Below are 18,763 nucleotides of genomic sequence, written 5' to 3' on the forward strand. Positions count from 1 at the left end.
GACTGCCTGTGACTGGCTTGTTTATTACCCTGGAAGGCCCGGAAGGTGCCGGCAAAAGCACCAATCGCGATTACCTGGCCGAACGGCTGCGCGCAGAGGGCATCGAGGTTGTGCTGACCCGTGAGCCAGGGGGCACGCCGCTGGCCGAACGCATTCGTGAAGTGTTATTGGCGCCGGGTGAAGAACAGATGAACCCGGACACCGAGCTACTGCTGGTATTCGCCGCCCGTGCCCAGCACCTGGCCGAAGTGATTCGCCCGGCGCTGGCACGCGGTGCCGTGGTGATCTGCGACCGTTTCACCGACTCCACCTATGCCTATCAGGGCGGCGGCCGGGGTTTGTCGGTGGAGCGCATCGCCACGTTGGAAACGTTCGTGCAAGGCGATTTGCGCCCTGACCTGACCCTGGTGTTCGACCTGCCGGTTGAAGTCGGCCTGGCGCGGGCCAGTGCCCGTGGTCGCCTGGACCGTTTCGAACTGGAAGGCCGCACCTTTTTTGATGCCGTGCGCACGGCGTTCCTCAAGCGCGCCGCCGCCGAGCCTGCGCGTTACTATTTGCTGGACGCGGCGCAGCCCCTGACTCAAGTGCAACACGCCATCGATGCGCTGTTGCCTGCATTGCTGGAGCGCACCCGTGGCTGAAGCCTACCCCTGGCAGGATAGCCTCTGGCAGCAATTGGCCGGTCGTGCCCAGCACGCCCACGCCTACCTGCTGCACGGGCCGGCAGGTATCGGCAAGCGTGATCTGGCCGAGCGTTTGATGGCGAGCCTGTTGTGCCAGCAACCGGTCAACCTGGACGCCTGCGGCGTATGCAAGTCCTGCCTGTTGCTAAAGGCAGGCAGCCACCCGGATAACTACCTGCTGGAACCCGAGGAAGCCGACAAGGCGATCAAGGTCGACCAGGTGCGCGACCTCGTCAGCTTCGTGGTGCAGACCGCACAGATGGGCGGGCGCAAGGTGGTCTTGATCGAGCCGGTGGAGGCCATGAACATCAACGCCGCCAACGCCTTGCTCAAGAGCCTGGAAGAACCGTCCGGCGATACGGTACTGCTGTTGGTCAGCCATCAGTCCAGCCGTTTGCTGCCGACCATTCGCAGTCGTTGCGTGCAGCAGGCATGCCCATTGCCGAGTGAGGCGATGAGCCTTGAGTGGCTGGCGCAGGCACTGCCGGACTGTTCCGCGGATGAGCGGGTCGAGCTGTTGACCCTGGCCGCCGGTTCCCCTTTGGCCGCCGTCAAGCTGCAGGCCCAGGGCGTGCGTGAGCAGCGGGCGCTGGTGGTGGATGGGGTGAAGAAACTGCTCAAGCAGGAACTCTCGGCCACCCAGCTGGCTGAAAGCGCCTGGAAGGATGTTCCCCTGCTGCTGCTGTTCGACTGGTTCTGCGACTGGTCGAGCCTGATCCTGCGCTACCAGTTGACCCAGGATGAAAGCGGCCTGGGGCTGCCCGATATGCGCAAAGTTGTGCAGTACCTCGCGCAGAAAAGTGCGCAGGACAAGGTACTGAATATCCAGGACTGGATTCTCGCTCAGCGCCAGAAGGTCCTCGGCAAGGCCAACCTCAACCGTGTGCTGTTGCTCGAAGCGCTGCTGGTGCAATGGGCCGGTCTGCTCGGCCGTCGTTAATTTCCGTGGCTGACGGGTGTATCGTTGGCCAGACACTTATCGTGACTCAAGTTGTAACTTCCTATGCTCGTAGATTCCCATTGCCACCTTGATCGACTCGACCTTGCCCAGCACGGCGGCTCCCTTGACGCTGCCCTTGAAGCGGCGCGCCAGCGCGGGGTAGGGCACTTCCTGTGTATTGGCGTCAGCGCCGATAACGCCGCCGACGTCAAGGCCCTGGCCGAGCGTTACGCCGATGTGGATTGCTCGGTGGGTATCCACCCGCTGGACCTCAAGCCCGGCGAAGCGCCGGCCCTCGATTGGTTGCTGAGTGAACTCAACCACCCGCGCGTGGTGGCCATCGGCGAGACCGGGCTGGATTACCACTACGAGCCTGAAGCGGCCGAATTGCAGCAAGCGTCGTTCCGCCTGCACCTGCAAGCCGCCCGGCAAACCGCCAAGCCGGTGATTGTCCATACCCGTGGCGCCCGCGCCGACACCCTGGCCTTGCTGCGCGAAGCCGCATTGCCCCAGGCGGGTGTGCTGCATTGCTTCACTGAAGATTGGGACATGGCCAAGGCCGCTCTGGACCTGGGTTTCTACATCTCCCTGTCAGGCATCGTCACCTTCCGCAATGCTGACGCTTTGCGTGACGTGGCGCGCCAAGTGCCGGCCGACCGCCTGCTGGTGGAGACCGATTCGCCGTACCTGGCGCCGATTCCCCATCGTGGCAAACCGAACCTGCCGGAGTATGTGCGCGACGTGGCGGATTATCTGGCGATGCTGCGCGGCGAGTCCTACGAGCGTTTTGCCGAACAGACTACCGAGAATTTCCGGCGCCTGTTTCCGTTGGCTCACGTCGCTGTGTAAGAGGCTTAAACGGCAGGCAAAAAAAACCCGGGTTCTGGGGGGTGAATCCGGGCTAAGACCATTAGGAGTAAACAAGGGTACGCAGTCCGTCGGTACCCGGGTCGACGCGCCACTTGGGGGAGATGCCACGCCGACAGTTGAAGTATTGATCACTATCCTATTCAGTCCAGTCGGATCTGATCGTTTTTTAAACAGATTTGGAATACACGCGCTTCCCTTGAGTTCTCATTGGGTTGATGGGCAGGTGCAGATGTTGCGTATTATTTCTGACTGATATCGGTAAAAACGTTGGCGTGCTGAAAGTTTAGTGCGGAGCGGGTTCACATAGGCGTTGCCCAACGACCGTTCAGTCGGGATAATCCCTCGAACCGGGTAAATCGTATCGCCAGGTATCCCTGGCCCTGCGCAACCCTTCACCTATTCACTCTGCAGACCTTTTCCTCATGCAAAAAGAACCCCGTAAGGTCCGTGAGTTTCGCCGCCGCGAGCAGGAAATTCTCGACACCGCACTCAAGCTGTTCCTCGAACAAGGTGAAGACAGCGTCACCGTCGAGATGATTGCGGATGCCGTGGGTATCGGCAAAGGCACCATCTACAAGCACTTCAAGTCCAAGGCCGAGATTTACCTGCGCCTGATGCTCGACTACGAGCGCGACTTGAACGAGCTGTTGCACTCGGCCGACGTGGACAAGGACAAGGAAGCCCTGTCCCGGGCCTACTTCGAGTTCCGCATGCGCGACCCGCAGCGTTATCGCCTGTTCGACCGCCTGGAAGAAAAGGTAGTCAAGGGGCATCAGGTGCCGGAAATGGTCGAGGAGCTGCACAAGATCCGTGCCTCGAACTTCGAACGCCTGACCTTGCTGATCAAGGGCCGCATCAGCGAAGGCAAGCTTGAAGATGTGCCGCCCTATTTCCACTACTGCGCCGCCTGGGCGTTGGTACACGGCGCCGTGGCGCTGTACCACTCGCCGTTCTGGAGTAATGTGCTGGAAGACCAGGAAGGTTTTTTCCAGTTCCTGATGGACATCGGCGTGCGCATGGGCAACAAGCGCAAACACTCGACGGACCTGCCGCCCGCACCCTGATGATTTTCTGCCTGGCGCGGTATCCCGGGAATATACTCAGGCAGGGATCTTGCTAAAAGCTGATTATTGAGTCAGCTTCTAGCGCGCCCACATTATCCTCTGCCGGAGTGATCCATGATCGTTGATCGTCAAGGCAGGCGGTTTCGCAATTTGCGGATCAGCCTGACTTCAGCCTGCAATTATGCATGTACCTATTGCGTGCCCAATGGCAAGCGATTGGTGGCTGCCCAGGATGAACTCTCGGCTGAGGCGATGGCGCGTGGCGTAGCCTACCTGATCGAAGCGGCGGGCATCGACCGCCTGCGTATCACCGGCGGCGAGCCGTTGGTCAGCCCCAAGCTGGAAGCCTTCATGGGCGCGGTAGGGCAGATGGGCCTGAGTGACATCAGCCTGACCACCAACGGCCAGTTGCTCGCGCGCAAACTGCCGCTGTTGCTGGATGCCGGTATCCGGCGCATCAACGTCTCCCTCGATACCCTGGACGCCGACGCCTTTCGCGGCATTGCCCGTGGCGGCGACCTGGCCAGCGTGCTCGCCGGTATGGACCAGGCCCGTGCGGCCGGGATCAAGATCAAGGTCAACATGGTGCCACTGCGCGGGCAGAACCTGGACCAGGTCATGCCGCTGCTCGACTACTGCCTGGAGCGTGGCTACGAGCTGCGCTTTATCGAGCTGATGCGCATGGGCCACCTGGCCAAGGACTCCAACGCGTTCCTGCAGCAATTTGTCAGCCTGCAGCAACTGCTCAGCCTGATCGGCGAACATCACGACTATCTGCAGGCCGATGCCCCCGTGGATGCTACGGCGGTGCGTTATGAGGTGCCGGGCAAAGGCTTCTTCGGTGTGATCGCCAATGAAAGCGTACCGTTTTGCCGCACGTGTTCGCGACTGCGGCTGTCCTCTACCGGTTGGTTGCATGGTTGCCTGTCGTCGAGTAACCGGCATTACATCGGTGACCTGCTGGACAAGCCGCGCCACCAGGCTTTGCCGGCCCTGCAAGGCTTGTTGATGAAAGCCCTGGGTGACAAACAGGCAGTCGCCTTTTCCGGCGGCGCGACGATCATGAAGATCATTGGCGGCTAACCCACCCCAGGGCAACCCAACACCCAATGTGGGAGGGGCGGTGCGACGATTCGACTTGCTCCCGATAGGCCGCGCAGCGGCCTCAAAAATGGGCCTGCTACGCAGTCCATCGGGAGCAAGCCCCCTCCCACATTTGTTATGTGTTGCTACCAAATGGCGCAAAACCTGCATCTGACCCCCATTCGCCGGTTTTCCGTCACCGGCTTCTGGAGGATTAGGATGCGTAGTCTGGTTTTGTTGCTGGCGTCGTTGACGCTGAGTGGTTGCATGACCGTCAGCGATATGGCCGAAGGCACCCGTTATCAGATGAGCGACGCCGGGTTGCTGGACCACAGTGATACACGCCGTACGGCCTCGGTTCGTATACAGCCGGACTCCTTTGTCTTTATCGCCCAGGGCGCCTTTGTGCCGCCGGGCAGCGCCTACCCGCGCCCCAACGTGGTGGCCGAGGAAGCCTTCAATGGCTTCGTCGAGTATTTCCCCATGGTGCGCCGCGCCCGCAAGCCGGAAGGGCTCGAACAAGCCATGGCTGAGGCGCGGGCCGCAGGGGCGCATTACCTGTTGTATTGCCGCTTTGCGGCAGCCGATGACCGTATCGGCAACGCCGATGAGTGGACCGATCAGCAGGCCCTGGACCGGCTGGGCCTGGACAGCGGGGTGATCCAGATCATGTTGATCGAGACCAGCACCCAGTATTTGATTGATACTGCACGCATTCGCAGTCGTGGCGGTTTACTGACGTTCCACGACAACAAGCCAGAAGATCTGATTGCCCGCCCGCTGGCGCAGTACGCCCGAGGCTTGCTGGGTATGAGCAATCAGTAAGAGCAGGAGAACCCGATGACCGATTCCGCCACGGCCAATGATCTGTTGGCCCAACTGCCCAAGGGTAAGGGACCGGCGCCAGTGCACCTGTGGAATCCGGATTTCTGCGGCCACATCGACATGCGCATCGCCCGCGACGGCACCTGGTTTTATCAGGGCACGCCGATTGGGCGTAAGCCGATGGTCAAGTTGTTCTCCAACATCATCCGCCGTGACGGTGACGAGTACTTTCTGGTCACGCCCGTGGAAAAGGTCGGCATCCGCGTCGATGACGCGCCGTTTGTCGCGTTGGCCCTGGAGGTGCAAGGGCAGGGCGAAGACCAGGTGCTGCGCTTTACGACCAATGTCGACGAGCAGATCGACGCCGGCCTCGACCACCCGTTGCGGGTGGTGATCGATCCGGTCACCCAGGAACCGGCCCCCTATCTGCGGGTACGTACCAACCTGGAGGCCCTCGTGCATCGCAACGCGTTCTATCAATTGGTCGAGCTGGCGGTCAGCCGCCCGATCAACGGTCAGAACTGGCTGGGAGTCTGGAGCGGCGGGGAGTTTTTCCCCATTGGCCTGGAACCCTGAGGCGCGTTTTTTCATCTCCCTTAAATAATTTGCTTGCGGGAAACCGGCGCTTTCGGCTATCAATTTGTACATGATTAAACATGTTCGATTTGATAAGAAAAAACGCGTCGTCGACGAACTCATCCGCCGGATCGAGGCTGGAGTAATGGCCGATGGTTTCCTGCTCCCCGGCGAGCACCAGTTGGCCGAAGAGTTCGCGGTCAGCCGCGGCACCCTGCGCGAAGCACTGGCCGAACTCAAGCGGCGCAACTACATCGCCACTCAGAGCGGTGTCGGCTCCATCGTCACCTTTGACGGCATGGCGCTCGACCAACGCAGCGGGTGGGCCCAGGCCTTGGCCGATACGGGCGCGCAGGTGACCACCGATATCCTGCGCCTGGAAGCCGTAACCCGTCCTGACCTGCTCAGCCGTTTCGGCAGCGACCAGTTCATTGCGCTCGACCGCCTGCGCCGCACCCCCGATGGTGTCGCGGTGTCCCTGGAGCGCTCGCTGATGCCCGCTTGCGGTGGTTTGGAAAGCTTGCCCAGTGTCGGCCTGATCGATAACTCACTGACCATCACCTTGGCAGCCTTTGGCTACATAGGCGCCAACGGCGACCAATGGATCGGCGCCGAAGCCTTGAGTGACGACGATGCCGAGTTGCTCGGGCGACCCGCCGGCTGCGTGTTTCTCAAAGCCGCGCGTACCACTTACGACCGTCGCGAGCGTTTCATGGAATATGTCGAAAGCTGGCTGGACCCTCTGCATTTTCGTCTGCACCTGCAGTTTGGAGCGTCGAAATGAGCCCGCAAGACCGCGCGCTTGGCGCCTTCTACGGCTTGGCCCTGGGCGATGCCTTGGGGATGCCCACCCAGTCCCTGAGCCGCGAGCAAGTGCGCACGCAATTTGGTGCAATCACCGCTCTGCAAGATGCTCACGCCGACCAGCCTATCGCCCCGAACATGCCGGCCGGTTCGATTACGGATGACACCGAGCAAGCGATCCTGGTCGGTGAGTTACTGGTCGAAGGCCAGGGCAAGATCGACCCCCAGGTGCTCGCCCAACGCCTGATCGACTGGGAAGCAGCCATGCGCGCCAAGGGCTCCCAGGATTTGCTCGGCCCGTCGACCAAGCGCGCGATCGAGATGATCCTCGCCGGCCACACGCCGCAAGAGTCCGGACGCTACGGCACCACCAATGGTGCGGCCATGCGTATTACGCCGGTGGGCATTGCCGCCGACATCCGCGACCCGGCGCAGTTTATCCAGGCGGTGATCCAGGCGTGCCAGGTCACCCATAACACCACGCTGGGCATCTCCAGTGCGGCGGCGGTGGCGGCGGTGGTGTCGGCCGGCATCAACGGCGTGGACTTGGGTGAAGCCTTGAATATCGGCGTCCAGATCGCCCAGCAAGCGCAGGACCATGGCTGTTGGGTGGCTGGCGGACGCATTTCCACGCGGATCAGTTGGGCGCGCACCTTGAGCGTGGGCAGTGGCGACAAGGCGCTGTTCGCCGACCTGCTTTATGAGTTGATCGGCACCTCCGTGGCGTCCCAGGAATCGGTAGTGGTGTCGTTCGCCCTGGCCCAGCAAGTGGCGGTGGGTGATATGAGCGCATTCGAAGCGCTGTGCCTGGCCGCCAGCCTCGGCGGCGACACCGACACCATCGCCGCGATGCTCGGCGCCATGCTCGGCGCGTGCCTGGGGCTGCAGTGTTGGCCTGAGGCGATGATCGAACAGGTGAAGGTCGTCAATCGTCTGGATCTACAGCCGTTGGTCACAGCCTTGCTCGCCATGCGCTAAGCGCCGCAGGCAAACCTGTGGGAGGGGGCTTGCTCCCGATAGCGGTGGGTCAGTTGATACATCAGGTGGCTGACCCACCACCATCGGGAGCAAGCCCCCTCCCACATGAATAAAACAACCATAACAATACCGGCACCAGGAGCTCCCCATGAGCAGCACTTCTTCCGGCCAGAGCGCCGGGCAACTGGAAACACGCGGCATCGAGCCCGTCCCTGAAAGCGAGTGCAACGGCCATCCGCTGCAACTGTTCTGGGTCTGGTTCGCGGCCAATATCAGCATCCTCGGCTTGCCGCTTGGGGCGACCCTGGTGGCGTTCCGTGGCTTGTCCATCTGGCAGGCGATCATTGTCGCCATCCTCGGCGCTGCCGGTTCCTTTGCGGTCGTGGGCATTATCTCGATCGCCGGGCGTCGTGGCCGGGCGCCCAGCCTGACCTTGTCCCGCGCCATCTTCGGCGTGCGCGGCAATATCGGCCCTACGGTGGTGTCGCTGATGTCGCGCCTGGGCTGGGAAACCGTCAACACCACCACGGCGGCCTTTGTGTTGCTGTCGTTGTGTTCGATCCTGTTCCAGTCGCCGGTCGAAGCGAAAAGCGCACCCGTGCTGACCTTGATCTTCATCGCGATTTTCGTGTTGCTGACCTTGTCGGTTTCCGGCCTCGGGCATGCGACGTTGCTGGTGATCCAGAAGTGGGCCACCTACGTGTTTGGCGCCTTGAACATTCTGGTGGGTGGCTTCCTCTGCGCCACCATCGACTGGAGCGCGGTATTCAATGCCACGCCGGCACCGCTGAGCGCGATGATCATTGGCGTCGGCACCATGGCCGCCGGTACCGGGATCGGTTGGGCCAACGCGGGGGCCGACATGTCGCGCTACCAGCATCGCAGCGTCAAGGCCGCGCGCCTGGTGGCGTCCGCCGCGTTTGGCGCGGGGATTCCGCTGGTGCTGTTGATCACCCTCGGGGGGCTGTTGTCGGTGGGTAATCATGACCTGGCCTCGGCCACCGACCCGATCATTGCGATCCGCGACATGTTGCCGACCTGGATGGCCGTGCCCTACCTGATCACCGCCTTTGGTGGGCTGCTGCTGTCGAACAACCTCTCGGTGTACTCGGCCGGGCTCACCACCTTGACCCTCGGCCTCAAGGTCAAGCGCGTGCATGCGGTGATCGTCGACATCGTGGCGATCTTCGCCGGCTCGATTTACTTCATGCTGATCGCCGACAGTTTCTATGGCCCGTTCATCACCTTCATCTCGCTGCTGGCGGTGCCGACTACCGCGTGGGTCGGGATTTTCGTGGTGGACTTGATCCACCGTCACTACTACAGCGCCAAAGACTTGCTGGACGTGAGCCCAAGCAGTGCCTACTGGTATCGCGGTGGCGTGGAGTGGCGTGCGTTCGGCGCCTGGGCCGTGGCGATTGTGCTGGGCTTCAGCTTCACCACTATCGGTACCACCGCCGAAAACATCTGGTTCGCCGGGCCGTTGTCCGACTCCTGGCTGGGCCATAACGGCCTGGGCTGGATCGTCACCTTCCTGGTGGCCGGCGGGATCTATGCGGTACTGGGCGGCGCGGCCGACCGTCGTCCCGCGTTACTTGTCGAGAACCACAATGTCTAGATTGCTGCACACCGGCCAGGTCATCGTCGATCTGGTCATGGCGTTGGATACCTTGCCGGCCACGGGCGGCGATGTCTTGGCGCAATCGGCCAGCTTTGAAACCGGTGGTGGCTTCAATGTCATGGCCGCCGCTCGACGTAATGGGATGGCGGCGGTCTATCTGGGCCGACACGGTGACGGACGTTTTGGCGACTTGGCCCGTGCGGCGATGCAGGCCGAGGGCATTGAGATGGCCCTTGCGGCCAGTGCGGGCAAGGACACCGGTTTGTGCGTGTGCCTGACCGAAGCCACCACCGAGCGCACCTTCATCTCCCATATCGGCGTCGAGGGCGAATTGAGCGCCGAGGACTTGGCCAGGGTTCAACCGCAGCTGGACGACTACGTGTACGTCAGCGGCTACAGCTTGTTGCTGGAGGGCAAGGCGCAGCCGCTGGTGGACTGGTTGCTGGCGCTGCCCCGGGCGATCACGGTGGTGTTTGACCCTGGCCCGCTGGTAAAGACGCGAGACTCGGCCCCGATGCGTGCACTGTTGCCGCGTATCGATATCTGGACCAGCAATGGTCCCGAAGCCCTGGCATTTACCGGTGCGCCGCAGATTGCAGGCGCATTGCCACAGCTGAGCCGACTCCTGCCTGCCGGAGCATTGCTGGTGGTACGCGATGGGCCGAATGGATGCTGGGTCGGGCGCTCGGGAGCAGTGGAGCAGGTGCCCGGTTTTAAAGTGCAGGCCGTGGACAGTAACGGCGCCGGGGATGCGCATGCGGGCGTGTTGATTGCCTGCTTGGCCAATGGCTTGAATCCTGTTTCGGCGGCACGACGGGCGAATGCGGCGGCGGCATTGGCGGTAACGCGCTGGGGGCCGGCGACGTCTCCCGGCACCGCTGAAGTCGACGCGTTAGTCGCGCAATAAATGGGGGAGGGGGCATGCCCCTCCCTTATTTGGAACGGCTTTAGAACTGCGCTCAGCCCGCTTTACGCAGCGCTTCGATCAATTGATCCTTGCGCATGCTCGACCGACCAGGAATATCCTTGGCCCGCGCTTCCTTCAACAAGCTCTCCTTGGTCTGGGTTTCCAGCGAAGCACGGCTGCTGCGCGGGTGCCCCTGACGCGAGGCGGCGGCGCGCTTGGCCGACTCATGCCGGTCCTCGGCTTTCTGGGCAGAGGGCTTGCGCCGGCCCGACCCGCCCGCCTTTTCGCCACCGCCGGACTGCTTGTTCACAGTGGCCCAGGCGCGGGCTTCAGCCTCTTCCTTGGACAGGCCCTTGTGCTCATAACTCTCCTCGATACGCGTGGCTTTACGCTTTTGTGCGGCGGTGTATTTGGCTTTGCTTCCAAGAGGCATTGCGATACTCCTCCTGGCCCCGGCAGCGGGGCCAGACCAGACAAAATGAATTACTGCGGGCGGTTACCGTCGAGCTTGCGCGCTTCATCAACGCCAGAAGCGGTCAGCTTGATCGGCAGGTTCAACGAATATTCACCGGCATCGTCGGTGGTCACATGCCCATCCTTGATAAACCCGCGCTCCTGCAGGAAGGCCAGGACACTGGCCACCTCCTTTTCGCCGCGGTAGTTATCCAGCACCTCCTTGCCCAGACCGTTCGGGTGAGCGTGCAGCAGGCGGGTGAGGACTTCTTTCTCAAGGTTTCTATCGACGTTCATGTGTACCTCTTCACTGGGGAATGATCGGGTGTTCGTCATGCTCGCGGGGTCAAGGCGCAGGCTGTTTCGGTGCGCCAGGAATATTGCTGTCGTCGCCTTTGTTCACTTTGGGTTCGGCATTCACACCCGGGCCCATCTTGCCATTGCCCACGGCAGGCGGCGCCTGGCGCTGGGTATCGTTGCCCTGGGTACGTGGGTCGGCACCGGCGCCGTTATCGATGATCGCGCCGCCGTTGGTGTCCATGCCGGTGCCCATGGATTTTTGCGATTCGCTGGTGGCCGGGTTGGTCGGCCCTGTGGAGGAGGTCGCGGCAAACGCGCTCAGCGCAGTGGCAGACAGCAGGCCGGTGAGGGCAAGGGCGGCAAACTTGGAATGCTTCATGGGGATGTCTCCATAGAGTTAATGTCCTTACCTCTTATTGGTCCGCCCCGGTTTGTGGATCGTGCCTTGCTGACGACGAGCGGTAGCGGGGCACCTGTAAAATTTTGTGTGGCAGGCCGCCAATTGCCCTGCAATCAGTCATCAAAGCCCCTTAGTATGTGTGCTTTGAAATTGTCCAAGGCCTGCCCATGACCATCGAGATTCGCCCCGCCGTGCCCAGCGATGCTGCGCAGATCCTGACGTTTATCACCGAGCTTGCCGAATACGAAAAGGCCCGGCATGAAGTCATCGCCAGCGTCGCGGATATCGAGCGCAGCCTGTTCAGCGAGGGCGCCACGGCCCATGGCTTGATGTGCCTGCGCGACGGCTTGCCGATCGGCTTTGCGGTGTTCTTCTTCAGCTACTCCACCTGGCTTGGCAGCAACTGCCTGTACCTCGAAGACCTGTACATCAATCCCGAACAGCGCGGTGGCGGAGCCGGCAAGAAGTTGTTGCGCCACTTGGCGAAGATCGCCTGCGACAACGGTTGTGGGCGTTTCGAGTGGAGCGTGTTGGACTGGAACGAACCGGCCATCGCCTTCTATAAATCCATCGGCGCCCAACCGCAGGAAGAATGGGTGCGCTACCGCATGGAAGGCGACGCTCTGCGCGACTTCGCCCAGGGCTGACCCGACCGAATGTGAGAGGGGGCTTGCCCTAATGCCTGTCAGTTAAGCGATAAAGCGAGCGATGGATAAATTGTGGGAGGGGCGGTGCCACGATTCGACTTGCTCCCGATAGCGGTGTGTCAGGTTCAGAAACCGTGACTGACACACCGCTATCGGGAGCAAGCCCCCTCCCACAGTGACAGCGTTAAGCCTTAACTGACTGGCATTAGGGCTTGCCTCCTCTCACATTATTTTTGGTTTTTCTCACTATATGGGATGTAAATTTATATATTGAGATGTTTCGAAAGATGGGTTTATAGTCGCCTGCATCAGCACTCACTACCAAAAATAAAATAGGTGAAGCGATGCAGTCCCAACCGTTGTCATTGCCTGCGGTGCCCGAGCCTACCTATGGCGAGCGCCTGAACAACAAAGTGGTGATCGTCACCGGGGCCGCCCAAGGCATTGGCGAGGCGATCGTGGCCTGCTTCCAGGCCCAGCAGGCGCGCCTGGTCATTGCCGATGTGCAGGCCGAAAAGGTCGAGCAAGTCGCCGCCCACTGGCGTGAGCGTGGCGCGCAAATCGTCGCGCAGCCGGTCGATATCACTTCCAAAGAGCAGTGGCAGGCACTGGTCAATGTGGCCATCGAGCGTTTCGGTCGCGTCGATGTGCTGGTCAACTGCGCCGGGGTCAATGTGTTCCGTGACCCACTGCAGATGACCGACGAGGACTGGCGCCGCTGCTTCGCCATCGACCTCGACGGTGCCTGGTTCGGTTGTCGCGCCGTGTTGCCGCACATGATCGAGCAGGGCATCGGCAACATCATCAATATCGCCTCCACCCATTCCAGCCACATTATTCCCGGTTGCTTTCCTTATCCTGTGGCCAAGCACGGCCTGCTCGGTCTGACCCGTGCGCTGGGCATCGAATATGCGCCCAAGGGCATCCGCGTCAATGCCATCGCCCCGGGCTATATCGAAACCCAACTCAACGTCGACTACTGGAACGGTTTCCCCGACCCCCAGGCCGAGCGCCAGCGCGCCTTCGACCTGCACCCGCCCAAGCGCATCGGCCAGCCCATCGAGGTGGCGATGACCGCGCTGTTCCTGGCGACTGACGAAGCGCCCTTTATCAATGCAACCTGCCTGATGATCGATGGCGGGCGTTCTGTGATGTACCACGACTAAAGCGTTTCCCAAGAATAAGAAGGAGGTGGTTCATGCTTAAGAAAACACTCGGCACGCTGGCGCTCGCCGTCGCTTTCAGCGGCTTTGTATCGGCCGAAGAAGTGAAGATCGGCTTCTTGGTCAAGCAGGCCGAAGAACCCTGGTTCCAGACCGAATGGGCGTTTGCCGAGAAGGCCGGCAAGGAGCACGGTTTTACCGTGATCAAGATTGCCGTGCCGGACGGCGAGAAAACCCTCTCGGCCATCGACAGCCTGGCCGCCAACGGCGCCAAGGGCTTTGTGATTTGCCCGCCGGATGTGTCGCTTGGGCCGGCTATCGTCAGCAAGGCCAAGGTCAATGGCTTGAAAGTGATGGCCGTGGATGATCGTTTTGTCGACGCCAAGGGCAACTTCATGGAAGACGTGCCGTACCTGGGCATGGCCGCCTTTGAAGTGGGCCAGAAGCAGGGCGCCGCAATGGCCGCCGAAGCGAAAAAACGCGGCTGGGACTGGAAGGAGACGTACGCGGTCATCAACACCTATAACGAACTCGATACCGGCAAGAAACGCACTGACGGTTCGATCAAATCCCTGGAAGAGGCGGGCATTCCCAAGGACCACATCCTCACCGCCGCGCTCAAGACGCTCGACGTTCCCGGCAGCATGGACGCCACCAACTCGGCCCTGGTCAAGTTGCCCAGCGGCGCGAAGAACCTGATCATCGGGGGCATGAACGACAACACCGTGCTCGGCGGCGTGCGCGCCACCGAAAGCGCCGGCTTCAAGGCGGCCAACGTGATCGGTATCGGCATCAATGGCACCGACGCCATTGGCGAGCTGAAAAAGCCCGACAGCGGCTTCTTCGGTTCCATGCTGCCCAGCCCGCATATCGAGGGCTACAACACGGCGCTGGCGATGTACGAGTGGGTCACGACGGGTAAAGAACCGGCAAAGTACACGGCCATGGATGAAGTGACGTTGATCACCCGCGCCAACTTCCAGCAGGAACTGACCAAGATCGGTCTGTGGAAATGACCGGCGCGGCCTTGCGCTTCAATGGCATCGGCAAGGAGTTTCCCGGGGTCAAGGCCCTGGCGCAGATCAGCTTTGAAGCGCGGCCGCACGCGGTTCACGCGCTGATGGGCGAGAACGGCGCGGGCAAGTCGACGCTGTTGAAGATCTTGGGCGGTGCCTACATCCCCAGCAGCGGCACGGTGCAGATCGGCGAGCAGACCATGGCCTTCAAATGCGCCGCCGACAGCATTGCCAGTGGTGTCGCGGTGATCCACCAGGAGTTGCACCTGGTGCCGGAAATGAGCGTGGCCGAGAACCTGTTCCTGGGGCATTTGCCGACGCGCTTTGGCGTGGTCAATCGAAGCCAGCTGCGCAAGCAGGCGCTGGCGTGCCTCAAGGGCCTGGCCGATGAGATCGACCCGGACGAGAAACTGGGGCGGTTATCCCTGGGCCAGCGCCAACTGGTGGAAATCGCCAAGGCATTGTCCCGTGGGGCTCATGTGATTGCCTTCGACGAGCCGACCAGCAGCTTGTCGGCGCGGGAGATTGACCGCTTGATGGCGATCATCACGCGCCTGCGTGATGAGGGCAAAGTGGTGCTGTACGTGTCGCACCGCATGGAAGAGGTCTTCCGTATTTGCGACGCGGTGACGGTGTTCAAGGACGGCCGCTTCGTGCGCACGTTTGATGACATGCGGGCGCTGACCCATGACCAGTTGGTGACCTGCATGGTCGGGCGGGACATCCAGGACATCTACGATTATCGCCCGCGTGAGCAGGGCCAGGTGGCGCTCAAGGTCGATGAGCTGCTTGGCCCCGGCTTGCGTGAGCCGGTCAGTTTCCAGGTGCATCAGGGCGAGATCCTCGGCCTGTTCGGGCTGGTCGGGGCAGGGCGCACCGAGCTGCTGCGCTTGCTCAGCGGTTTGACCCGCAGTAGCGCCGGGCGCCTGGCGCTGTGCGGGGAAACACTGCAATTGCATTCACCTCGCGACGCGATTGCCGCCGGGGTGTTGCTGTGCCCGGAAGACCGCAAGAAAGAAGGGATCATCCCGCTGTCCAGTGTGGCCGAGAACATCAACATCAGTGCCCGTGGTGCGCATTCGAGGTTTGGCTGGTTGTTGCGCGAGGGTTGGGAAAAAGGCAACGCCGACCAGCAGATCAAGGCGATGAAGGTCAAGACGCCGAATGCCGAGCAGAAGATCCTGTACCTCTCCGGCGGCAACCAGCAGAAGGCGATCCTGGGCCGCTGGCTGTCGATGCCGATGAAAGTGCTGCTGCTGGATGAGCCCACGCGCGGCATCGATATCGGCGCCAAGTCGGAGATTTACCAGATCATCCATAACCTGGCGGCGAGCGGTATTGCGGTGATCGTGGTGTCCAGCGACTTGATGGAAGTGATGGGCATCAGCGACCGCATCCTGGTGATGAGCGAAGGCGCCCTGACCGGCGCATTGCCCCGCGAGCAGGCGGATGAAGCACGGCTGTTGCAACTGGCTCTCCCGCGCTCGCGGGCTTGAAGAATGCGAGGTGAATGATGTCCGAAGTAAAAACTGCAAAAGGCTTCTGGCCGGGCTTCAACCAGCGCAAGTTCCTCGATGACTGGGTGATGCTGTTGGCGGCGCTGGGCATCTTTGTGCTCAGTGCGCTGTTTATCGACAACTTCCTCTCGCCCCTGAATATGCGTGGCCTGGGCCTGGCGATTTCCACCGTGGGCATTGCGGCGTGCACCATGCTGTTCTGCCTGGCGTCGGGGCACTTCGACTTGTCGGTGGGTTCGGTGATCGCCTGCGCCGGAGTGGTGGCGGCCATCGTCATGCGCGATACCGACAGCGTGATGCTGGGCATCGGCGCGGCCTTGTTGATGGGGCTGATCGTCGGGTTGATCAATGGCATCGTCATTGCCAAGTTGCGCATCAACGCGTTGATCACGACGCTGGCGACCATGCAGATCGTGCGCGGCCTGGCCTACATCTTCTCCAACGGCAAGGCGGTGGGGGTGATGGATGAAGGCTTCTTCGTGTTCGGCAACGGCCAACTGATGGGCGTGCCGGTGCCGATCATCATCACCGTGGTGTGTTTTGTGTTCTTCGGCTGGCTGCTCAACTACACCACTTACGGGCGCAACACCATGGCCATCGGTGGCAACCAGGAAGCGGCGTTGCTGGCCGGGGTGAACGTCGATCGGACCAAGATCATCATCTTTGCCGTGCACGGTCTGATCGGTGCCCTGGCCGGGGTGATCCTGGCTTCGCGCATGACCTCGGGCCAACCGATGATCGGCCAGGGTTTCGAGCTGACGGTGATCTCCGCCTGCGTGCTGGGTGGGGTGTCGTTGAGTGGCGGTATCGGCATGATCCGGCATGTGATTGCCGGGGTGTTGATTCTGGCGATCATTGAGAATGCGATGAACCTGAAAAACATCGACACTTTCTACCAATACGTGATCCGCGGTTCGATCCTGTTGCTGGCGGTGATCATTGACCGCCTGAAACAACGCTGACCCCTTCACTGGATCTGCCACATGGGATCTGCACTGTATTGACGCCCGGTATTTGCCATAATGCCGCTCGTTTTCGTACCACCACATAGGCCCGATATGCAGGAAAACGCCCACACCCGTGACGCCGCCCCAACCGGCACCCAGACCCTGCTGCGTGGCCTGGGCGTGGTGCAGGCGGTGGCGGCCGGTGCGCGCGACTTGAAGGAAATCGCCAAGCGCATTGGCACCACCCGCAGTACCACCCACCGCCTGGCCAGTTGCCTGGTGGAGGAGCGTTACCTGCGCGTGGTGCCGCAAGTCGGTTATCTGCTGGGGCCGAAGTTGATTGAACTGGGGTTCCAGGCCCGCGAAGAGTTGCCGTTGGTGACCCTGGCCGTGCCGTATCTGGACGAGCTGTCGGCCCTGACCGGAGACACCATCCACCTGGCGATTCGTGAATACGACGACGTGCTCTACCTGCATAAGAACCCCGGCCGCAATGGCCCGGAAATGCGCTCGCGGGTCGGCCATCGCATGCCGTTGGCGCGTACCGGTATCGGCAAGGCGCTGCTGTTGGATGACAGCGTAGAGGAGTGGCAGCGCCTGTACGAAGTCAGCTTGCCGGCCAGTGGTAAAAGCCTGGCATGGCCGCAACACCCGGAGCAATCCTGGGCGCAGTTCGAGCAGCGCATGCGGGAATATGTGGTGGGGGGGTATGCGTTCGATCTGGAAGACAACGAACCGTCGATCCGTTGTGTGGCGGCCCCGGTGCGCGACGCCAGCCGGCGAATCGTCGCCGGCATCAGCATCGCCAGTACCGTGCCCTACATGCCGCTGGAAAAAATGGCCGAGCTGATCCCTGTGGTCAAACAGGTCGCAGCCCGGCTGTCGGCAGAGTTGGGCGCGAAAGCCTGATCAGGCTTTCAGGGTCGCCATGTCGATGACAAAGCGGTACTTCACATCACCGGCGATCATGCGGGTGTAAGCCTCGTTGATCTGGCGGATGTCGAGCATTTCGATATCGCACGTGATGTTGTGCTCTGCGCAGAAATCCAGCACTTCCTGGGTTTCGGCAATGCCGCCGATCAACGAACCGGCCAGCACCTTGCGCCCCAGCACCAGCTTGGCCGCATTCACCGGCGGGTCCACCGGCTCGATCAGGCCGACCAGGATGTGCAGGCCGTCAAAGCGCAGGACGTCGAGGTAGGGGTTCAGGTCGTGCTGCACGGGGATGGTGTCGAGCAGGAAGTCGAAGCTGCCGGCGGCGGCTTTCATCTGCTCGGCATCGGTGGACACGATCACGTGATCGGCGCCCTGGCGACGGCCTTCTTCGGCCTTGCTCGCCGAGCGGGTAAACAGGGTCACTTCAGCGCCCATGGCCTTGGCGAACTTGATGCCCATATGGCCCAGGCCACCCATGCCGAGCACGCCGACTTTATCGCCGGCCTTCACGCCGTAATGCTTGAGCGGCGAGTAGGTGGTGATGCCGGCGCAGAGGATCGGCGCGGCGCTGGCCAGGTCGAGCGTGGCCGGGATCTTCACCACAAAGTGCTCGCTGACCACGATGCTGTCCGAGTAGCCGCCCATCGTGTTGCTGCCGTCTACGCGGTCCGGGGTGGCATAGGTCATGGTCGGACCTTCCAGGCAGTATTGCTCCAGGTCGGATTGGCACGCCTCGCAGTGGCGGCACGAGTCGACCATGCAGCCCACGCCGACCAGGTCGCCGACTTTATGCGCGGTGACGTTGGCGCCGATGGCGGTGACCTTGCCGACGATCTCGTGGCCCGGCATCAGCGGGTACACGGCGATGCCCCATTCGTTGCGGGCCTGGTGGATGTCGGAGTGGCAGACGCCGCAGTAGAGAATCTCGATGGCCACGTCATCGGCGCGCGGGCTGCGGCGCTGGAACGACATGGGGGCGAGGGGAGTGGTGGCCGACTGGGCGGCATAACCGATGGCGGTGTACATGGTGAAC

The 18,763-nt window shown here is 61.7% G+C and carries 21 protein-coding genes; 17 read left to right on the forward strand and 4 right to left on the reverse strand.

Annotation, left to right across the window (positions count from 1 at the left end; genetic code table 11):
* The first annotated feature begins 8 nt into the window (after positions 1 to 8).
* From tmk to DK870_RS20620, 11 genes are all read left to right on the forward strand, one after another.
* Complete coding sequence (tmk, locus tag DK870_RS20570) at positions 9 to 641, forward strand: dTMP kinase (RefSeq protein WP_104994592.1); 633 nt, start codon at positions 9 to 11, stop codon at positions 639 to 641.
* On the forward strand, positions 634 to 1,623 hold the full coding sequence (locus DK870_RS20575; protein WP_104994591.1) for a DNA polymerase III subunit delta': 990 nt from the start codon (positions 634 to 636) through the stop codon (positions 1,621 to 1,623). Before tmk ends, DK870_RS20575 begins: the two co-directional genes overlap by 8 nt.
* Positions 1,624 to 1,686: 63 nt before the next feature.
* Positions 1,687 to 2,472 (forward strand): TatD family hydrolase, encoded by a 786-nt coding sequence (locus tag DK870_RS20580; protein WP_161549528.1) that lies wholly within the window; start codon positions 1,687 to 1,689, stop codon positions 2,470 to 2,472.
* Positions 2,473 to 2,915: 443 nt separating this feature from the next.
* Positions 2,916 to 3,557 (forward strand): TetR/AcrR family transcriptional regulator, encoded by a 642-nt coding sequence (locus DK870_RS20585; RefSeq protein WP_090369111.1) that lies wholly within the window; start codon positions 2,916 to 2,918, stop codon positions 3,555 to 3,557.
* A gap of 114 nt (positions 3,558 to 3,671) precedes the next feature.
* Entirely contained in the window at positions 3,672 to 4,640 is a 969-nt protein-coding gene (locus DK870_RS20590) for a GTP 3',8-cyclase MoaA (protein ID WP_060756297.1), read from the forward strand.
* Positions 4,641 to 4,859: 219 nt separating this feature from the next.
* On the forward strand, positions 4,860 to 5,465 hold the full coding sequence (locus DK870_RS20595) for a DUF4823 domain-containing protein (RefSeq protein WP_060756296.1): 606 nt from the start codon (positions 4,860 to 4,862) through the stop codon (positions 5,463 to 5,465).
* A 15-nt stretch (positions 5,466 to 5,480) separates the two neighbouring features.
* Positions 5,481 to 6,041 carry a DUF1285 domain-containing protein gene (locus DK870_RS20600; RefSeq protein ID WP_161549529.1) on the forward strand — a complete coding sequence of 187 codons (561 nt, stop codon included), beginning with the start codon at positions 5,481 to 5,483 and terminating at the stop codon, positions 6,039 to 6,041.
* A gap of 70 nt (positions 6,042 to 6,111) precedes the next feature.
* Positions 6,112 to 6,825 carry a GntR family transcriptional regulator gene (locus DK870_RS20605; RefSeq protein WP_090369118.1) on the forward strand — a complete coding sequence of 238 codons (714 nt, stop codon included), beginning with the start codon at positions 6,112 to 6,114 and terminating at the stop codon, positions 6,823 to 6,825.
* Positions 6,822 to 7,823 carry an ADP-ribosylglycohydrolase family protein gene (locus DK870_RS20610; RefSeq protein ID WP_161549530.1) on the forward strand — a complete coding sequence of 334 codons (1,002 nt, stop codon included), beginning with the start codon at positions 6,822 to 6,824 and terminating at the stop codon, positions 7,821 to 7,823. Before DK870_RS20605 ends, DK870_RS20610 begins: the two co-directional genes overlap by 4 nt.
* A gap of 148 nt (positions 7,824 to 7,971) precedes the next feature.
* Complete coding sequence (locus DK870_RS20615) at positions 7,972 to 9,441, forward strand: cytosine permease (protein WP_161549531.1); 1,470 nt, start codon at positions 7,972 to 7,974, stop codon at positions 9,439 to 9,441.
* Complete coding sequence (locus DK870_RS20620) at positions 9,434 to 10,351, forward strand: PfkB family carbohydrate kinase (protein ID WP_161549532.1); 918 nt, start codon at positions 9,434 to 9,436, stop codon at positions 10,349 to 10,351. Before DK870_RS20615 ends, DK870_RS20620 begins: the two co-directional genes overlap by 8 nt.
* Before the next feature lie 52 nt (positions 10,352 to 10,403).
* Here the strand turns inward: DK870_RS20620 and DK870_RS20625 are convergent, their stop codons facing one another.
* From DK870_RS20625 to DK870_RS20635, 3 genes are read right to left on the reverse strand one after another with little or no spacing between them, the layout of a single operon-like run.
* Positions 10,404 to 10,784, reverse strand: coding sequence for a Rho termination factor N-terminal domain-containing protein (locus tag DK870_RS20625; protein WP_161549533.1), 381 nt, complete (start codon positions 10,782 to 10,784; stop codon positions 10,404 to 10,406).
* 50 nt (positions 10,785 to 10,834) lie between these two features.
* Positions 10,835 to 11,101, reverse strand: coding sequence for a hypothetical protein (locus DK870_RS20630; protein ID WP_161549534.1), 267 nt, complete (start codon positions 11,099 to 11,101; stop codon positions 10,835 to 10,837).
* 49 nt (positions 11,102 to 11,150) lie between these two features.
* The gene (locus DK870_RS20635; RefSeq protein WP_060756288.1) at positions 11,151 to 11,483 is read right to left on the reverse strand and encodes a hypothetical protein; all 333 of its coding nucleotides are present in this window, start codon (positions 11,481 to 11,483) and stop codon (positions 11,151 to 11,153) included.
* A gap of 188 nt (positions 11,484 to 11,671) precedes the next feature.
* On the opposite strand from DK870_RS20635, the gene DK870_RS20640 reads away from it, so the two are divergent.
* From DK870_RS20640 to DK870_RS20665, 6 genes are all read left to right on the forward strand, one after another.
* Complete coding sequence (locus tag DK870_RS20640; protein ID WP_060756287.1) at positions 11,672 to 12,151, forward strand: GNAT family N-acetyltransferase; 480 nt, start codon at positions 11,672 to 11,674, stop codon at positions 12,149 to 12,151.
* Positions 12,152 to 12,495: 344 nt separating this feature from the next.
* Positions 12,496 to 13,317 (forward strand): SDR family oxidoreductase, encoded by an 822-nt coding sequence (locus DK870_RS20645; RefSeq protein WP_161549535.1) that lies wholly within the window; start codon positions 12,496 to 12,498, stop codon positions 13,315 to 13,317.
* Between the two features lie 32 nt (positions 13,318 to 13,349).
* Positions 13,350 to 14,330, forward strand: coding sequence for a substrate-binding domain-containing protein (locus DK870_RS20650; protein WP_161549536.1), 981 nt, complete (start codon positions 13,350 to 13,352; stop codon positions 14,328 to 14,330).
* Positions 14,327 to 15,826 carry an L-arabinose ABC transporter ATP-binding protein AraG gene (araG, locus tag DK870_RS20655; RefSeq protein WP_161549606.1) on the forward strand — a complete coding sequence of 500 codons (1,500 nt, stop codon included), beginning with the start codon at positions 14,327 to 14,329 and terminating at the stop codon, positions 15,824 to 15,826. Before DK870_RS20650 ends, araG begins: the two co-directional genes overlap by 4 nt.
* A 17-nt stretch (positions 15,827 to 15,843) precedes the next feature.
* Positions 15,844 to 16,809: an L-arabinose ABC transporter permease AraH gene (gene araH / locus DK870_RS20660; RefSeq protein ID WP_060756340.1), complete on the forward strand. Its 966-nt coding sequence runs from the start codon at positions 15,844 to 15,846 to the stop codon at positions 16,807 to 16,809.
* Positions 16,810 to 16,905: 96 nt separating this feature from the next.
* Complete coding sequence (locus DK870_RS20665) at positions 16,906 to 17,703, forward strand: IclR family transcriptional regulator (RefSeq protein ID WP_161549607.1); 798 nt, start codon at positions 16,906 to 16,908, stop codon at positions 17,701 to 17,703.
* Here DK870_RS20665 and DK870_RS20670 read toward each other — a convergent pair whose 3' ends face one another.
* A complete protein-coding gene (locus tag DK870_RS20670) occupies positions 17,704 to 18,756 on the reverse strand; it encodes an NAD(P)-dependent alcohol dehydrogenase (RefSeq protein WP_161549537.1) in 1,053 nt (350 codons plus the stop codon).
* Positions 18,757 to 18,763 lie beyond the last annotated feature (7 nt).

It is taken from the genome of Pseudomonas sp. Q1 (assembly GCF_009935975.1).
GTDB classification, from domain to species: domain Bacteria; phylum Pseudomonadota; class Gammaproteobacteria; order Pseudomonadales; family Pseudomonadaceae; genus Aquipseudomonas; species Aquipseudomonas palleroniana.

What these genes read in the sequence shown, in the direction of transcription:
- DK870_RS20630 (WP_161549534.1), bottom strand. Translation starts at nt 11,101, where the DNA reads ATGAACGTCGATAGAAACCTTGAGAAAGAAGTCCTCACCCGCCTGCTG.
- DK870_RS20615 (WP_161549531.1), top strand. Translation starts at nt 7,972, where the DNA reads ATGAGCAGCACTTCTTCCGGCCAGAGCGCCGGGCAACTGGAAACACGC.
- DK870_RS20610 (WP_161549530.1), top strand. Translation starts at nt 6,822, where the DNA reads ATGAGCCCGCAAGACCGCGCGCTTGGCGCCTTCTACGGCTTGGCCCTG.
- DK870_RS20585 (WP_090369111.1), top strand. Translation starts at nt 2,916, where the DNA reads ATGCAAAAAGAACCCCGTAAGGTCCGTGAGTTTCGCCGCCGCGAGCAG.
- DK870_RS20670 (WP_161549537.1), bottom strand. Translation starts at nt 18,756, where the DNA reads ATGTACACCGCCATCGGTTATGCCGCCCAGTCGGCCACCACTCCCCTC.
- DK870_RS20600 (WP_161549529.1), top strand. Translation starts at nt 5,481, where the DNA reads ATGACCGATTCCGCCACGGCCAATGATCTGTTGGCCCAACTGCCCAAG.
- DK870_RS20640 (WP_060756287.1), top strand. Translation starts at nt 11,672, where the DNA reads ATGACCATCGAGATTCGCCCCGCCGTGCCCAGCGATGCTGCGCAGATC.
- DK870_RS20635 (WP_060756288.1), bottom strand. Translation starts at nt 11,483, where the DNA reads ATGAAGCATTCCAAGTTTGCCGCCCTTGCCCTCACCGGCCTGCTGTCT.
- DK870_RS20645 (WP_161549535.1), top strand. Translation starts at nt 12,496, where the DNA reads ATGCAGTCCCAACCGTTGTCATTGCCTGCGGTGCCCGAGCCTACCTAT.
- DK870_RS20580 (WP_161549528.1), top strand. Translation starts at nt 1,687, where the DNA reads ATGCTCGTAGATTCCCATTGCCACCTTGATCGACTCGACCTTGCCCAG.
- DK870_RS20595 (WP_060756296.1), top strand. Translation starts at nt 4,860, where the DNA reads ATGCGTAGTCTGGTTTTGTTGCTGGCGTCGTTGACGCTGAGTGGTTGC.
- DK870_RS20590 (WP_060756297.1), top strand. Translation starts at nt 3,672, where the DNA reads ATGATCGTTGATCGTCAAGGCAGGCGGTTTCGCAATTTGCGGATCAGC.
- DK870_RS20620 (WP_161549532.1), top strand. Translation starts at nt 9,434, where the DNA reads ATGTCTAGATTGCTGCACACCGGCCAGGTCATCGTCGATCTGGTCATG.
- DK870_RS20650 (WP_161549536.1), top strand. Translation starts at nt 13,350, where the DNA reads ATGCTTAAGAAAACACTCGGCACGCTGGCGCTCGCCGTCGCTTTCAGC.
- araG (WP_161549606.1), top strand. Translation starts at nt 14,327, where the DNA reads ATGACCGGCGCGGCCTTGCGCTTCAATGGCATCGGCAAGGAGTTTCCC.
- araH (WP_060756340.1), top strand. Translation starts at nt 15,844, where the DNA reads ATGTCCGAAGTAAAAACTGCAAAAGGCTTCTGGCCGGGCTTCAACCAG.
- DK870_RS20605 (WP_090369118.1), top strand. Translation starts at nt 6,112, where the DNA reads ATGATTAAACATGTTCGATTTGATAAGAAAAAACGCGTCGTCGACGAA.
- DK870_RS20625 (WP_161549533.1), bottom strand. Translation starts at nt 10,784, where the DNA reads ATGCCTCTTGGAAGCAAAGCCAAATACACCGCCGCACAAAAGCGTAAA.
- DK870_RS20665 (WP_161549607.1), top strand. Translation starts at nt 16,906, where the DNA reads ATGCAGGAAAACGCCCACACCCGTGACGCCGCCCCAACCGGCACCCAG.